The 15898-nt window shown below is 43.9% G+C and carries 8 protein-coding genes, 1 pseudogene and 2 riboswitches; of the genes and pseudogenes, 7 read left to right on the forward strand and 2 right to left on the reverse strand.

Going from position 1 to position 15898, the window contains the following annotated elements; all coding sequences use genetic code 11:
- Positions 1 to 54: 54 nt before the first annotated feature.
- Both ACBP55_RS02685 and ACBP55_RS02690 read right to left on the reverse strand, forming a co-directional pair.
- Positions 55 to 588 (reverse strand): SRPBCC family protein, encoded by a 534-nt coding sequence (locus tag ACBP55_RS02685; protein ID WP_464649573.1) that lies wholly within the window; start codon positions 586 to 588, stop codon positions 55 to 57.
- A gap of 94 nt (positions 589 to 682) precedes the next feature.
- Positions 683 to 763: pseudogene (locus tag ACBP55_RS02690) on the reverse strand (ArsR family transcriptional regulator); the annotation flags it as partial.
- Positions 764 to 1111: 348 nt separating this feature from the next.
- Between ACBP55_RS02690 and ACBP55_RS02695 the strand changes: the two are divergent.
- From ACBP55_RS02695 to ACBP55_RS02725, 7 genes are all read left to right on the forward strand, one after another.
- Positions 1112 to 1801, forward strand: a complete 690-nt coding sequence (locus tag ACBP55_RS02695) for a 3D domain-containing protein (RefSeq protein WP_464649575.1) — start codon at positions 1112 to 1114, stop codon at positions 1799 to 1801.
- Positions 1802 to 2001: 200 nt separating this feature from the next.
- Positions 2002 to 2096, forward strand: a riboswitch (cyclic di-GMP riboswitch).
- Between the two features lie 56 nt (positions 2097 to 2152).
- Entirely contained in the window at positions 2153 to 4876 is a 2724-nt protein-coding gene (locus ACBP55_RS02700) for a stalk domain-containing protein (protein WP_464649577.1), read from the forward strand.
- Between the two features lie 27 nt (positions 4877 to 4903).
- A riboswitch (cyclic di-GMP riboswitch) is annotated at positions 4904 to 4998 on the forward strand.
- Between the two features lie 44 nt (positions 4999 to 5042).
- A complete protein-coding gene (locus ACBP55_RS02705) occupies positions 5043 to 7082 on the forward strand; it encodes an S-layer homology domain-containing protein (RefSeq protein WP_464649579.1) in 2040 nt (679 codons plus the stop codon).
- Between the two features lie 32 nt (positions 7083 to 7114).
- Positions 7115 to 13855 carry a polymorphic toxin-type HINT domain-containing protein gene (locus ACBP55_RS02710; RefSeq protein ID WP_464649580.1) on the forward strand — a complete coding sequence of 2247 codons (6741 nt, stop codon included), beginning with the start codon at positions 7115 to 7117 and terminating at the stop codon, positions 13853 to 13855.
- Entirely contained in the window at positions 13848 to 14387 is a 540-nt protein-coding gene (locus tag ACBP55_RS02715; RefSeq protein ID WP_464649582.1) for a hypothetical protein, read from the forward strand. Before ACBP55_RS02710 ends, ACBP55_RS02715 begins: the two co-directional genes overlap by 8 nt.
- 559 nt (positions 14388 to 14946) lie before the next feature.
- Entirely contained in the window at positions 14947 to 15240 is a 294-nt protein-coding gene (locus ACBP55_RS02720; protein WP_464649584.1) for a helix-turn-helix domain-containing protein, read from the forward strand.
- A 4-nt stretch (positions 15241 to 15244) separates the two neighbouring features.
- Complete coding sequence (locus ACBP55_RS02725; protein ID WP_464649585.1) at positions 15245 to 15478, forward strand: hypothetical protein; 234 nt, start codon at positions 15245 to 15247, stop codon at positions 15476 to 15478.
- The last annotated feature ends 420 nt before the right edge of the window (positions 15479 to 15898 follow it).

A 15898-nucleotide genomic window follows, 5' to 3' on the forward strand; every position in this document is an offset into this window, starting at 1 on the left:
TATCCGCGAATGCTTCACTGCGTTTTACAGGTTTAAGCGCGGAAGCCGCTCCTCTTAAACGATTTTGGCTAAGTAGGCATCGAGCTGATCGAACGTTCCGCCGAAGCCTTGTTTCATGGAATCATGCATGCCCTCAAAGAATTTAAGTTCTTCCTCAGTAGCATTGATAGGACCTCCACGCATGATCAGTGTAGTTTTTCCTTCATCTTCAGTAAACGATAGTTTATTCATGATCTCCAGAGGGAAGTATTCGCTAAACGGTGCTCTGATCGTATTCGCCTCTGCATCGGAAAAAGAATTCACGAAGACGAGCTTCTCAGGGGAATTAATTTCATGGTACACAAACTTACCCCACATTTCAAAGCCTTCAGCCGATTTCATGCTGTAGTGAAAGATGCCGCCTTGGCGTAGATCAAAGGTGTTTACGTTTAATTCGAAGCCTGTTGGTCCCCACCAGCGAGCTAAATGTTCAGCCTCCGTCCATGTTTTGAAAACGAGTTCACGTGGTGCATGGAAGGTGCGTGTAAGAACCAACTCGCCTCCTTCTACGGTGGCATTGAAGTTGTTCCCTGCTTTTTCTTGTGTCATGTCGAATCCTCCAAATCAAATTGTTTTTTCTTTTCCTTCTCTAACATTTGCTGCAAATAATCGTCCAAACGATCGAATCTCTCTTCCCACATACTTGTGGTTGCTGAAGCTCAAGCCGATCCGTTATTTCCCCGACGGTAAGGGGGCCGTCACATAAGAGCTCGACGATGTGCAAGCGGTTTGGTTCAGCGAGAGCACATTAAGTCTTATTCATAAACTAAATATACTCCAAAAGGAATATTCCTGTCAAGGAATATTTATAGACGTAACCGATTGAAAAGCAAAAAGACTGCCGCATCAGCAGTCTTTTCTTATTTTCTCAATTGTTAGTCTAAGCCAAGATTCGTTTTATATTCACTTTATGTTTTCTTATTTCTTTACCCATTTTTTCTTGCTTATTTTTTTGGCGCTCTGTCCACCTGTCTTTTAAATTGAAAAAAATAAATACGAGACGTATATAAATCATAGAATTGGACGAATCTAGTAGCTATAACTCTATTATTTTTTAAGAGGAGGAAATACTATGTTTCGTAAAATTCTTTATGTAACTTTGACGCTTCCTTTGCTGCTTTGTTTGTGGCAGGTGCAGCCAGCCTATTCGTATCCTGAAAGTGAAGATGGGGGGGAATTACCTCCTACGTATAGTATGGCAAGCAGTGCAGGTTCTGTGGAAGCAGCGGCTCAAACCGAGTCAGTTCAGTCTAAGACGCAGTATCAAGTGGACCGAGGAGATACGCTATTCAAAATTGCACGTGATTTTGGCGTAACCGTAGATGACCTTATCAACACTAACAATATTCAAAATCCGAACCAGCTAACGATTGGTCAAAGTCTAACGATTCCGAAGAGTGAATCCGAGATTGGTTTACCAAATGGTCAAAAGAAAATTATCAAAAAAGTGTTGAACACAACCCTTACAGCTTATACGGCGGGCTTTGAATCAACAGGTAAAAAGGCTTCCCATCCCATGTACGGCATCACATTTAGTGGTCTTAAAGCCAAAGAAGGACGCACGATCGCCGTGGATCCGGCTGTAATCCCTTTAGGATCTACGGTGTTCATTGACGGTATTGGCATTCGCAAAGCCGAGGACATTGGTTCAGCTATTCGCGGTTCGAGAATTGATGTATTCATGAATGATCTAAATGACGCTCAAGAATTCGGCGTAAAGAAGAATGTGAAAGTCTATTTGCTAGATCGAGAGAATGTTTAAATCGATAGGCATTTACTAGGCTTAAGGTCAACCGGGACATCCGGTTGGCCTTTTTTTGTGTGAAACCACACACTTTGTGTATGTATTTCCTCTTTTTTGTAGAAAAGTGTTGAATTTTGAAATAACGTGGATTAATATGGAAAACAGTCAGTTCTAAATGACTAGTTAAGATGAGTAAAAATACCTAATAACCAAGCAATAATGAACAAAGGCAAATCCATCGAAAGGTGGAGACGCAAAGCCACGGGTCTAAGCCATGAGTCACACCTCATGGGATGATAGCCGGGTTACCTTTAGGGGCTTGGTTTTTTATTGTCTTAAAAAACTTTCTATGTGATAGGAGCTGGAGAAATGATCAAAGCACATTTGAAAAACATGGTATTAGGATGCTTAATGGCCATGTTGCTCTCAAGTCTAGGAGAGGGGAATACAGCTTTAGCTGACCAGACGGTCAAAGTTACGGATATACAAACTTCCTATGCTGCTCCTGTACGTAAATCTTATAATAATTCTTTTATTTCGGGCGATGAACTGGTTTGGATTGGTAGTGATGCAACGAATTTGTATCAAATATTTTACCGTAATTTGGACACGGGGGAAACGAAACAGCTGACCGACACGAAAACAAACAAAAGCGATCTATGGGCAGGAGGCGATTATGCAGTATATTCTGCCGGTCGGAGTGAAGTGATACTGCTTAACCTCCGTACAGGTGAGTCGGAATCGATTATAAACCATACTACGGTTGAAAACCTCACGACAGACGGGCGATATGCAGCTTATATGAATAAGACGGACAGCTACATATATGTTTACGATATAGAGTCGAAACAGACGAAACAGTTGGTTAAAGGGCGTTATCCACAGGTCGCGGACGGAAAAATCATCATGCAGGATGGGAAAGGGAGTTTGCTGTTATATGACCGCGCTACCGACACCACGAGGACGATCAAAGAACCTGCAGATGGATTTATCGTCAATTTTAAGTTCAATGGAAAAGTGGTCGTATGGTCTCAGCAAGTTAACGAACACGAAGTTCAAGTCAGAATGATGAATGTGGATGAGTTGAATGCCGTACCTACGGTGCTAGCCCAGAAGAAAATGGATAAAATCACTTCCTGGCCCACGATACTGGACATTAGTAGTAATCTCGTAGTTTGGAGGCAAGCATCGGAGGACGGAAAGACTAGCATGATTGCAGCTGCAGACCTTACATACGGGGAATCAACCGTTATCGCGAACGACACCACAGAGTCTATGGTGCTCGGAATTTACAAGGATCAAGTTGCGCTTCAGGGCAATGATGGGAACATTTTGCTGCGTGCGCTGCAAGTAAGCGGTACACCCACGGCGAAGAAAGAAACTCTTGCGTCCGCTGTACCAGATGTCAAGCAAAGGCCTCAAGCTGTTGAATTTGATACACGGTTTTATAAAGAAGGGCTTACATACAAAGAACTTAGACAAAGTAATTCTCAAGTAGAGGGTCATCCTGCATCCTCTGATAAAAGTGTGAGCTTGGACGTACCGCCACATGCATTCGAGGATACTTTAGGCAAAATTAAGCTGGCACCAGCGGAAGACAAGAATTTGGAACTCACAAAGGCGATGCAGAGCGGACAGATGATGGTCAGCTTGCCGTGGAATATCGATTTTCCGGATCAAACGGTGTTAGAAATCCAGCTTAATATGTCTTATATGGAGAGCAGAGTACCGCATAAATTACGGGATAAGCTTGGTATTTACCGACTGGAGTCTGACTCATGGATTTATATGGGGGGGCTATTGGGGGACAATTCCAATGTGATTCATACAGCAATTGAGAAACCGGGAATCTATGCAATCTTTCTACACGACGTTGCCGATGTTCCTCTGCGTGAGTACTGGGTGAACAAGAGAATCAAGCAAACTATTGCGGAGGATCCGATTCGCGTATTTCTTGACGGAGAAGAACTGAAATTTAACGAGCAGCCTGCTCTGCATGACAATTACACGACGGTTGAGTTTCGTACTATTTTTGAAAAGCTTGGCTTAACCATTCAATGGGACGAAAACGCACGGAGGGTAACGGGACAAAAGGAAGGACAATCGCTCAGCTTGCAGCTGGGGAGCTTGTCAGCATCCATCAATGAGCAACCCATCGAAATGCCGGTTGCACCCTATTCAAATAAAGGCTATACGTTAGTTCCGCTGCGTTTTGTCGGTGAAGCAACTGGGCGTAAAGTACTATGGGATGCCAACTTGAAGGCGGTATACCTATATGACGCGAGTACGGAAGGGAAGCTGTTTTACAAAGATGGTAAGTTAATGTACGAGGGTCAACTCAAAGACGGCAAAATGAATGGTAAAGGCAAGCTTTACCGTAATGACGGATCGCTATGGTACGATGCTGAATTTAAAAACGATGAGGTTACGGGTTGGGGCACTATGTATTTCGAAGGCTTCTTGTTCGGAGAAGATCGTACGGGTGAGATTATTACCGGGCAATTTACAAGGGGATTGCCTAACGGCGTTATTCGTAAGTACGATGACAGCGGGTTTTTGAAGTACGAGGGTCAGGAGGTTTTTGGAAGTCTTACCGGAAAAGGGAAGGTGTACATCCAAGGTCGTCCGGTATATGAGGGGGAGATGAAAGATGGTTACTTCAGCGGACATGGAAAATATTATGTGGGTGGAAAGCTTAAATATGAGGGTGGCTTTGTACAAAGCATGGAAGATGGTAACGGTAAGGAATATGACGCCAATGGCCTTCTTCAACGAGAAGGGGAATATAAGAAAGGCAATCGGAATGGCAATGGGATTGATTATTATCCATCCGGAGCTAAGTCTTATGTAGGACCGTTCGTGAACGGCGCTCGGAGTGGAGCAGGCAAAGAGTATTATGAGAACGGAAATCTGAAAGCCGAAGGTCAGTACGAACATCACTATCTTGTAAAAGGAACGTATTATTACGTGAACGGGGAACGTTACGAAGGAGATTTTCTCAATGGTTTTCCTGATGGACAAGGCGCTTTATATGATAAAGATGGCATAGTGAAATTTCAGGGAAAATTTAAGCTGGGTAAGCCTGAGGCTTAGAACGAGCGATATTATAATTCTAGCAACATTGAACAAAGGAAAATCGATCAAAAGGTAGAGACGCAAAACCACGGGTCTAAGCCATGAGTCACACCTCATGGGACGATAGTCGGGTTACCTTAAGGGGCTTGGTTTTTATTGTCTAAAAGAGAGGAAGAAAAGTTAAATGTGGATCAAACAATTTCTGTGTAAATCATATCAGTGGTCATTACTGACACTTGTGCTTATATTCACCTTGGTGGCGCTTCCGACATCGGCTTGGGCCGAAGTACGCTACGAGTCAACCGATCAAGTAAGTCCGGTTAAGGCTCCAAATGAACGAGCTTATGTATCCGGTCAACACATGGTCTGGATGCAAGGCGACGACAAGGGAATCCCGCAAGTCTTTTACCGCAGCTTGCAATCAGGAGAAACAAAGCAATTAACTACAGCTGATTCCTTGAAGTCTGATCCGGTTGTTTCGGAAACTGTAAATAGCTCGGTGTATGTTGCTTGGATAGATCGTCGTACGAGTGGTACAGATACCGGAGGGTGGGCGGTTTGGGGGATTAACATCTCTGAAGGTACGGAAAAGCAACTCAGCAGCAATATGGGGAGTATCCCCCGCCTCTCGATGGATGGGGAGGATATCGTTTGGTTCGAGTCGACGGACTTTAAGATGTTTCATTACAACCTTAGCCTCAATAAAGAAACACAGTTCGGCAGTGGGCGTTATCCAATTGTTTCCAAAGGCAAGGTGCTGTTTACGAATGTAGCGAACGGGGGCCTAAGTCTTCATCGTTTGGTTACAGCAGACACGATTTCAGTGTTACCTTTGCCCACGGGTCAATTCGTAATGGATGCTGCATTCAATGGAACCTACGCGATCATTAAACAGTCTGATTCGGAATTCCGCACGAAAATTATTCGGCTCGATGTGTCGAATCCAAACGTTCCGGTACTAAAGGATCTGACACCGCAAACGAAAAAAACCAGCGAATATCCGCGACTCTATATCGGGGATCAGTATGCAGCCTGGATCCAGGATCAAGGTGGGACGCCTCAACTGAACGGGGTTAATCTGCTCTTGAATGAGACTTATGCGATGGAAAGAGGGAATACGGCCTTTGATGCGTACGCTTTTGTTCAGAATCAGCTTGTCCTGAAGCGTCTGGATGGGATGATTTCGTACCGCACAATGACGCGGATTGTGACTCAGCCGGTTTCGGGTGATTACGCTCAGGTTGCTTCGTCGAAGACCGACGTATCGAAGATGATTGGCTCTGAGGGCGGAAAGCTTGATGCCTTGGACGGTCGCGTTGAGCTAACGGTGACAAAAGGTGTTCTGACGGGCAATACTTCTGTGAGACTCAAGCTCGAAGAGAAACAAGATGCGTGGGCGCTCGCTGCTAATGGTAGCTATCACTTACAGTTTGTTTCTGGCATTTGGTCCGTATCTGGAATTGAAGGCGAGCACCCCGGTAATCTCAAGCTGGCTTTTGGCTATGATCCGGTAGCATTAACGCTACTTGAGCAGCGGAAACTGTTAGTTTACCGTTTTGATGATACAGCCCAATCATGGATTCGACTAAATGGGCAACTATCGGGATCGATGGTTACAGCAGATATTCCGAGCTCCGGCGTCTATGCATTAATTTTGAACGACGTGTCCTTTTGCGATGCCGAAAGACATTGGGCTCGGGAAGTGATTGAGCCATTGGCTGCGCGGGGTATAGTTAATGGCATGACAGAGACAGAATACGCCCCAGATGAGGTGCTTACACGGGCACAGTTCGTTAAGCTTCTAACTGCTGCACTTGGTGAACAGCCAGGCAAGGTGGAAGGTCGAGTTTTTGCCGATGTGAATGCCACTCATTGGGCGGCGGGCTGGATCGAGAGGGCGGCGAAGTTCGGTCTTGTCGAAGGGAGTGACGGGCGGTTTGAGCCCGATGGATCATTAACTCGCGAACAAATGATAGTTATGCTTGCACGAGCGATGGGGCAGGAGCAGGCAGCTCGAACTTTGAGTGAATCTGAGATAACCAAGGGACTAAGCTACGGCGATGCTGGAGAACTTAGCGATTGGGCCCGATCTTATGCTGCACTATTGACCCATGATGGACTGATCGAAGGAAGCGATGGCAAGTTAAAGCCGAGGCAGACTTCGACCCGAGCTGAAGCGGCGGCCATTATTTATAGATTCTTGGATCGGCAACAAAAGCTGTAAATAAAATTTAATCACAAGGAGGTTGTAAATAAATGAAACGAAATTGGAAAAGTGTGCTCGCTTCTGCGCTTGCTGTTACGATTGCTTTGTCCGGAATCCCGCTATTTCCGGGTGGAGGGGCAAAGAAAGCATACGCAAATACTGTCGGTTTGAACGCAAATCCCGTTAAATTTAATACGGTTTATCGTCAGGGGACCTCCTTAACTTGGAGTTATTCCGATGAAGAGCACAACACTTCAATCGATACGTGCAAGCCAGGATTCAAAACCATCTACCTACCGGTACCTGAAGGACCACCCGTTCCAAAAGTCATACCTGAACCATACCCAATCGAGCATATCGCAACAGCTAGCCAAGGGACAGAACCATTGACGTATAAGTATTTCTGGGACGGCCATTTCGGTAACACTCCTGCAAATCTTGGAACGCATACGGTTTGTAATATTCCGCAAGACAAGTCCCGTGAATACTTCGGGCAAATCAATGTGACGGTAGAGAATCCTAATCCTCCTGCGCCGGGGTATATCGAGGTTGCCCCTAACCAGGAGCTGACGAAAACCAAACATGTGATCCGCGGGGTTGCAGAGAGAGGGACTGAGGTTTTCTTAGATATCCAGTACACCATTCGAGATGAGAACGATCAACAAGTACCGGGAACACGCATTACGAATGCCGTTCCGATTATCGTTCCATTTGATGAAATAGGGCAGAATGACGGCAGTCATTTGACATGGGCAAAAGGGAAGAATTTCTCTAATTTCTTTCCTGAATTCCCATTTCGGGATGACAACAAGCCGGAAAAGTATATTCGGGAGTGGTCGTATGAGTTGGAGTTAAACCCTTACGAAATCGCCAATATTTCGGGTAAAGTGGAACGCCTTTCAAGCAATCCGTATTACAATACGGAGAATGCGCAGAAAAACAAATCGGGAGTGTCCCCGATTGTGAAGTACCTTCGTTATGTAGCACCGGAATGGAATATAACGTGGGATGCACTAGCTGGTTATTATTACAAAACGGAAAGCTTGGATAAGTTAGTTGAGGGATCACGTAGCATTGCATTCTACAACTTATCTAAACCGTATGGCGGCACTCGGCCTCTAAGTGTCTGTTTGGACAATCAAAACTGTCCTGGAACGATTCCTCTCGGTTGGAACTTAATTATTGAAGAACCGAAGATCGCTGGAAAAATTTCTTATAAAGAATTTAATGACGACTTAAAACTTGAACAAATTACTCATAATCGGGGCTTCCATAAGCCATCTTGGTGGGATCCCATTAACTTGGCCACGGGTGACTTTGATTTCCACCATACGAACATGTCTTTGCAAGCAGTAATGCCGCTTGAGTTTGGAGTTACCTACCATAGCCGTGATACGTATGATGGAGCAGTTGGTTACGGATGGCATCACACCTACGAATGGCGAATCGAACATCGCGACCAAGGTAATTTCTACCTCATTACGCCGGATGGAGCGGCTTACTTCTATACGCCTAAAGGAAATGGGACTTACCAAACCCCGGCGGGAACGTATAACCAGATTTCCAAGCTTTTGGATGGCACGTACCAAATGATTACTCCACAAGGATGGAACTACCTTTTCCGTCAGGACGGTATGCTATACCGGATACAAGATACGAACGGAAACCAGACGCAGTTAACTTACAAAGGAAGTTCATTAATCAAGGTAGCAACGGATGGGGCATCAATTGATATAAATTACGAAAAAAGCGGAAAGATCAAATCGTTAACGGATCACACTGGTCGACAGGTGACTTATGAGTACGACGAACTGACTCATGATCTGAAAACGATCCAATTGCCGGATCAAGGTGTTCTCCAGTTTAGATACAATAAGAAGCATCAACTGGAAGAGATCGTGAATCCAAATGCAACATCGACGTTGAAAAATACGTATGACGATCAGGGACGTGTCGTTTTCCAAACGGATTTTTACGGTGCAGACGGAGAAGTGCAGTATTTCCCAGAGGAACATCGAACCGTCACTAAAGACTCCTTAGGCAGATTAAAAACGTTCGAATACGACGAAAGGTTCCGCCAAACGGCTATTCGTTATCCTGATGGTACATCAGAACGTTTTGAATATGACAGTAACGATAATATGACGCTTAAAATAGATCGTAGAGGCAAGCCGTGGAGATACGTTTATGATTCTAATGGGAATTTGCAGCAGAGCATTGATCCGCTAAATCATACAACGACCATGCATTACAACGCCTTCAACAAACCGGATGAAATTACGGATGCGCTTGGAAGCAAAACCTTCATCGGTTATGACGGCAAAGGCAATATGGACACAATCACCAATGCGCTGAGTGAAGTAAACCGAATTCAACGAGATGGACGAGGTGTTCCAACAAGCATCGTCAATCCCAAGGGCGAGACCGTGGTACTTTCTAACTACAGTAATGGATTTGTAGAATTTGTAACCGATCCGCTTGGGTACAAGAAGCACCTACAACGGGATAGTCTTAATCGGGTGACGGAAATTGTAGACGCATTGGGTCAAGTCAGTTCAATGGAATATGACTCGCGCGACCGTGTCACAGCCAAGATCGATGCGCTTCACAATCGGGAAGAGTTTCAATACGATAAAGACAGCAATCTGAAATACCATAAGGATGCTGCCGGTGCAGAAACGCACTTCACCTATGAATTTAATCGCATCAAAACCGTAACGGACGATCTATCGCATACGACAGAATTCTTTTATGATGCTGTAGGAAATATGAAGCGGAAATTAGCTCCTAATGGAGCGGAGACCGAGTATCTATATAATAACGTTAACCATATGGAGACCATGATCGTTAAGGATAAGAACGAACAAGGTAAAGACATTACGTTAGTGACGGAATTCAGATATGACGGCAATGGCAACCTCACTTGGACCAAGGATCCGAAGGGCGGCATTACGGAGATTCATTATGATGAACGGAATTTACCTGATCAAGTAAAGGATGCCTCAGGCGCTATAACTACCTATACATATGATCACGTGGGCCGCTTAATTAATGAAACGAATGCATTAGGACATGGCACAAAATATGGCTATGACGCAATAGGCCGCTTAATTAAAGTAACGGATGCGCTGAATTTCTCAACATCTTTTGAATATGATAAAGCCGGACGTTTAACCAAAACGATCAAACCGGGTGGCGCTGTGTGGGAAATGTTCTACGATGCTCGTGGATTGTTGACAAGCACGAAGGATCCGCTCGGCAATACGACATCTCTAGAGCGAGATGAATTGGGACGTGTCCGCACATCCTCGGATGAGTCGGGAGCAACGACCCAGTACGGTTATAATGCTTTAGGTTTTGTTACGTCGATAGTAGACGCGATGAACCAGGCAACTTCGATGAACTATGATCCGCTGGGTCGTTTGAAAAGTATAACGGACGCCAAGCAGCAAACAACGAGCTATGCATATGATCCACTTGGCAGGTTAACATCGGTAACGAATGCCTTACAAGCAAAAACAAGCTATGCTTATGACGCAGTAGGGAATATAACGAGTAAAACCGATGCTCTCATGCGGGTAACGGGATATGAGTATAACAACCGGAACCAACTTGTTAAAGAGATGAATCCGCTGAATCAACTTACACAGCTAAGCTATGATAGCAATGGCAATGTGGATCATATCCAGTATCCGGATAACAAGCTAACGGCCTATCAATATGATCCGATGAACCGATTGAAAGAAATCGGCTACTCCGATGGGAAAAAGGTTAACTATGCGTACGATACCATCGGTAGACGAACGTCCATGAACGATTCGACCGGAACGACCTCATATGCGTATGATGCATTGAATCGTTTGACTAAGGTTACGAATGGCGCAAACCAAACCATTGGCTACGAGTGGACGCCTACCGGTCAGCGGAGCAAAGTCGTTTATCCGGATCAGACAGCTGTCACGTATCAGTATGACCTGATGGATCGCATGACGGGCGTCACCGATGCAAGTGGTTTAACTACCAGCTACACGTACGATAAGCGTGGTTTAATGACTGAGAAGAAACTGCCGACGCAAGGTGTTAGCACTTACCAGTATGACTCGCTTGGTCAAGTACGGGATCTGCGTCACGCAAACCAATTTGGTAAAGTCGTAGAGCACCTCCGATATGAGTATGACCCTGTAGGGAACCGTTCACGTTTGGAACGAGTGGAAGACGGTAACGATGAAGATGATACGGATAGCGGTGAACATTCCGAATCGATGATTACCGAGTACGCTTATGATGCGCTTAACCAATTGACGCAAGTAAAGCAATACAATAGTCAGACAGCAGCAACGCCATCGTTAACGAACTATGGCTATGATGCAGTGGGTAATCGTCTAACGAAACAAAGTGTATGGGATTCGTTGTCAAATACTGAAGCTTATACGTATGATTCTGCCGATAAACTGCTCCATTGGCAAAGCGGAAGCAACTACAAGGATTTTACGTATGATCCACGAGGCAATTTGTTGCGCGTAATGGGGTTGGAAAATGACGATGATGATGAGTCAATAACAAGCTTGATCAATCCAACGGTGCTCAGCCAAGTGTATGGATCAGGATCGGTTACGAACGGTGTATATGGCAGTAACCCGTCCTTACGGAGTGCAAGCAGTAATGCTTCCCCGGAGCTAATCGAAGAATACATCTGGGATTCGGCTAATCGCCTGAAGCAGCATCGCAGCGCGAAGAAAGACATCTCTCAATTCTTCTATGATGGGGATGGCAACCGCACGAAGATGATCGTTGATGTTGACCATGGTCCGACGGATCACAGCGTAGGTGGAAACGGACAAGGTAACAGTAATGGTAATAACGGCAATGGCAATAATGGAAACGGAAATGGTAATGGTAATGGTAATGGAAACAACGGAAACGGCAATGGCAATGGTAACGGTAATGGCAATGGTAAAAACAAATGTCATGAAGTACCACCTGGTTTCATTCCTCCGGGTCTAGCAAAAAAATGCGGACAGGTAGAAGAGCCATACCCAGATATGCACCCAGGAGGCCCGCGTGAAGGCTGGGAGAAGCAATTCAAGAAGAAACATTGGGAGTTCAACTATACCAATGATGTAAGCTTGGCAAATCCTGAACCGCTCCAAGTAACGGATAAAGATCAGTTAAGCGGAGCTAACGACTTTTACCGCTGGAAAGAATCCTATACTTATGGAGCAGGTGGAGAACGTATCAGCATGACGTATCTGCCCGCCTATGATGCCAATAACGGCTGGGATCCTCATGACGGTACAGCAGGAGCTGAAAAGGGCGTAGCACCGAGAACGCTATGGTATTTAAACGATGCTTTAGGCAGTGCGGTAGGCTTGATCGAGAAGGATGGACGCGTATCATCACGCTACCACTACGATGAATTCGGTATTCCAACAGATGCGAAGAAATTTGACGTCAACTGGCCGGGACTGGATAACCTTTTCGGATATACGGGATTAGGGTATGATTATTATAGTGGGATGTCTTATGCTAGAGCAAGATACTATAAACCGGAGTTAGGGCGGTTTATTAGTGAGGATACGTATAAGGGCACATTAGGGAATCCGCAGAGCCAGAATAGGTATGCTTATGTAAGTAATAATCCACTGTTATATGTTGATCCAAGTGGAAATATAAGCTTGACCACGTCATGGAATGTCACAAAAGGAGCAAGTTCGTATTTATGGAATAATGCTGTCGATAATATTAGTTCCTTAGCTGATTGGAATACGTATGAGGGTATGTGGGAATTTACGAAAGCGTTAGTTGGCGGAGATATTGGATTTGATGATTTGAAGGGTGTACTCGCAGAAGAGTACATCACACCTTTCGTCCATCTTTATCAGAATTTCAACCACATATATAACAATAAAGGGACACAAGAAGAAGATGAAACGTACGGGGAGTATTTTGGAAAAGCTATATTAGCAGTAGCAGACTTGGCTGTGACGGTAGCGACAGGAGGAGCAGGTAGTAGTGCACTTGCAGCAAAAATTATTGCTAAAGCGCCGAAATTAGCAAAAGTACTAAAAATCGAAAAAGCCTTAAATCCATGTAACTGCTTTACTGCTGGAACTAAGGTTCAAACAGACGAAGGGGAGAAGAATATCGAAGACATTCAAGTCGGAGATAAGGTTCTTTCCAAGGATGAAGAGACTGGCGAGGTAGCGTATAAAGAGGTTACGGCAACGTTCAATCACGAAACTGATGAGATTTATAACATCCATGTGGGCGGTCAGACGATTGAATCGACCTTTAATCACCCGTTCTATGTGAAGGACAAAGGATGGACGTTCGTCAAAGACCTTCAAGTTGGTGACTTGCTTGTTCAGAGTGACGGGAATACACTCAAGATTGAGAGTATTGAACTGGAACACAAGCATGTCACGGTTTACAACATGACGGTCGATGGATTCCATACCTATTTCGTTAGTGACCTTGGAATTTGGGTGCATAATTCAAACTGTCCATTTGGAAAGTTTGAAAATGCCGATTACCATGGAAAAACCAATAACGGAGTGAAGAATAAAGCACCTAATGATGGACAAACAGCTTTGGACAATTCACTATCTATTGGGCCAAATACCGACCGAAGAATAGGAATAAGTGACGGGGAATTTGTTGTACTGGATAAGACTAGTGACGGGCTTTATCATGGTCACGTCAGGTCATGGGGCGAACTCGATCAAAACATGCAAGCTATTCTTAGGAAAGCAGGATTGGTTACTAAGAAAGGAAAGATTATAAATGAGTAATTATTTTTCTATTCAATTTACTAACAATGCTAGTTTTCAATTTCTATCGGAAGGGCAAGTAACTAATAAATTTGATAATGTAACTGTGTTCTTTGAAGATAGTCATGGGAAACAACGTGTTTTTGATGATGTAATACAAGAAGCGATAATTACTTTATACAACAGTTTGAAAAATCAAGTTGAACTATATTCTGATATGGAGGTGGGTAATCTAGGGGAGGCTTGGAATATCTGGACAAACAACTTAGCAGATACGGCAGAAGATGATGAGGAAGATATATTCAGCAACTATTGGATGTGGTCAACAAGAGAATTCCAAACATGGATATATCGAAAAAATGAAAAATTATATATTGAAGTTAGTCCAAGCTATAGATGGCATTATGTAGAACCTACTGAGGATGAAAAAATTACGCCTTTTAGCGAATTTCTTGAACATTATAGTGCCAATGTTCTTGAACTATCGTCTGAACAAATAAAAGACATTATTAAATCACTTGAAGTTATGAAAACAGAATTAAATATTACCTAATTATTAGACCTTGGGGGCTGTAATCCTCAAGGTCTTTCTTTTAACCCCCACCCAGTGCCGAATGAATCGGGCGGCTAAGTTCAATCGAACTTAACCCTCATCAGCCCCATATGAAATTCCTCTAAATATGGATGTACGTACTCGTTCAAGTGTTGACGATTATACCCTAACTATACAAGTTACTACTTACATATGATCCCCCAAATTATCAGATACCACCGTATTGGGATTCAAAAACATTAGCTTTGTTTTCTCACGGTTTTTCCAAAATAAATAGAGTCTGTAGATGACCGCCATGAGCGGTCTTTTTAAGTTGAATCAGATTTGTAACTTATCAATAACATAGCCCTACCACTACAGTATGAGCGGCGGATAAAAACTTTTAATTTGTTCCGCAACAATCAGGACATAAGAAGCGATGATTACCCTGAAAAGATAATCTGGTAACGTGCCAGTTGACATATAACGGGTAAGGCAACGTGAAGGCTAGCCGTCTTGCCAATCTCATATGCCGCCGCAGGGTGGTACAGACAACGATTGCAGAAGGAAGGAACTAAATATGAGGACAAAGATAAACGACTTCTGGTTGACTAAAAGTAACAAAGCCGCTAATTCGTACATGGACGAGGTAGCCAAAGAAAGTAGCTTTACTGGACAACACAAGGGATATACTATCTTGCCGCATAAAATTCATCGCTGTTACAGTTTGAGCCAGTATGAAAAGCTGATATTGATTGATCTTATCGCTTATATGAGCGACAAGAATCAGTGTTACCCCACCATTGAAATGATTGCAAGAAATATCGGGTGCAGTTCAAAGTCGGTGGAACGCCATATCGGGGATAGCGGATAAGAGCATGATTCTGGTAAGTCAGTTCCGTAAGAACAATACGTATTACCTACCAAACTATCTTCATTCCCACCCGTACTTGCTGATGTCGGAAAAGACGCATGAGTTTATCGGTGGTGTGAGGAAGCAGGTAAACGAAAGAGAACTGACGTTATGGGTTCAGGGGATAGTTAAAAGCGATGATTACAAAGCGTATACTACCCGACTTCAAATGACGCTCTTCACTAGACAAATTTGCTGAGAAGGAAACATTGGACAGTTATGCCCAATTCCTAACAACAGCGTTTACCAAGCGATTTCCACTTGATGTAAACGGTCAATAATGGTGTGTCTGTTATTGTGTCAGACTCTATGTCCAGATAACCGTCATACAGTCTGTCAAAGCCTTGAAATTGATACTCTAGACAATCTGTCTACAATTTAGACTGATATACGGTTAACAATGACAGAGAGTCTGAGTATGAGACGTAAAGTCTGCGATAAACCGTCAGATTGTCTCACTAATAAGAATCATAAACAATAACCTATTAAAGAAGAATCAAGAGAAAAATCATTTGAAAAAGAAACAGCAGACACGCCGTTGGCGGTCTGCAAGTTTTGGGAGATTCCTGATTAATAGTTGGTAAAGAGGGCGAACTTCTCTTTACATGAATGTTCAGAG

The sequence above is a fragment of the Paenibacillus sp. WG02 genome, assembly GCF_055396115.1.

Excerpts from the sequence above, each read along its gene's own strand:
- ACBP55_RS02685 (WP_464649573.1), bottom strand. The coding sequence starts at position 588 with ATGACACAAGAAAAAGCAGGGAACAACTTCAATGCCACCGTAGAAGGA.
- ACBP55_RS02695 (WP_464649575.1), top strand. The coding sequence starts at position 1,112 with ATGTTTCGTAAAATTCTTTATGTAACTTTGACGCTTCCTTTGCTGCTT.
- ACBP55_RS02700 (WP_464649577.1), top strand. The coding sequence starts at position 2,153 with ATGATCAAAGCACATTTGAAAAACATGGTATTAGGATGCTTAATGGCC.
- ACBP55_RS02705 (WP_464649579.1), top strand. The coding sequence starts at position 5,043 with ATGTGGATCAAACAATTTCTGTGTAAATCATATCAGTGGTCATTACTG.
- ACBP55_RS02710 (WP_464649580.1), top strand. The coding sequence starts at position 7,115 with ATGAAACGAAATTGGAAAAGTGTGCTCGCTTCTGCGCTTGCTGTTACG.
- ACBP55_RS02715 (WP_464649582.1), top strand. The coding sequence starts at position 13,848 with ATGAGTAATTATTTTTCTATTCAATTTACTAACAATGCTAGTTTTCAA.
- ACBP55_RS02720 (WP_464649584.1), top strand. The coding sequence starts at position 14,947 with ATGAGGACAAAGATAAACGACTTCTGGTTGACTAAAAGTAACAAAGCC.
- ACBP55_RS02725 (WP_464649585.1), top strand. The coding sequence starts at position 15,245 with ATGATTCTGGTAAGTCAGTTCCGTAAGAACAATACGTATTACCTACCA.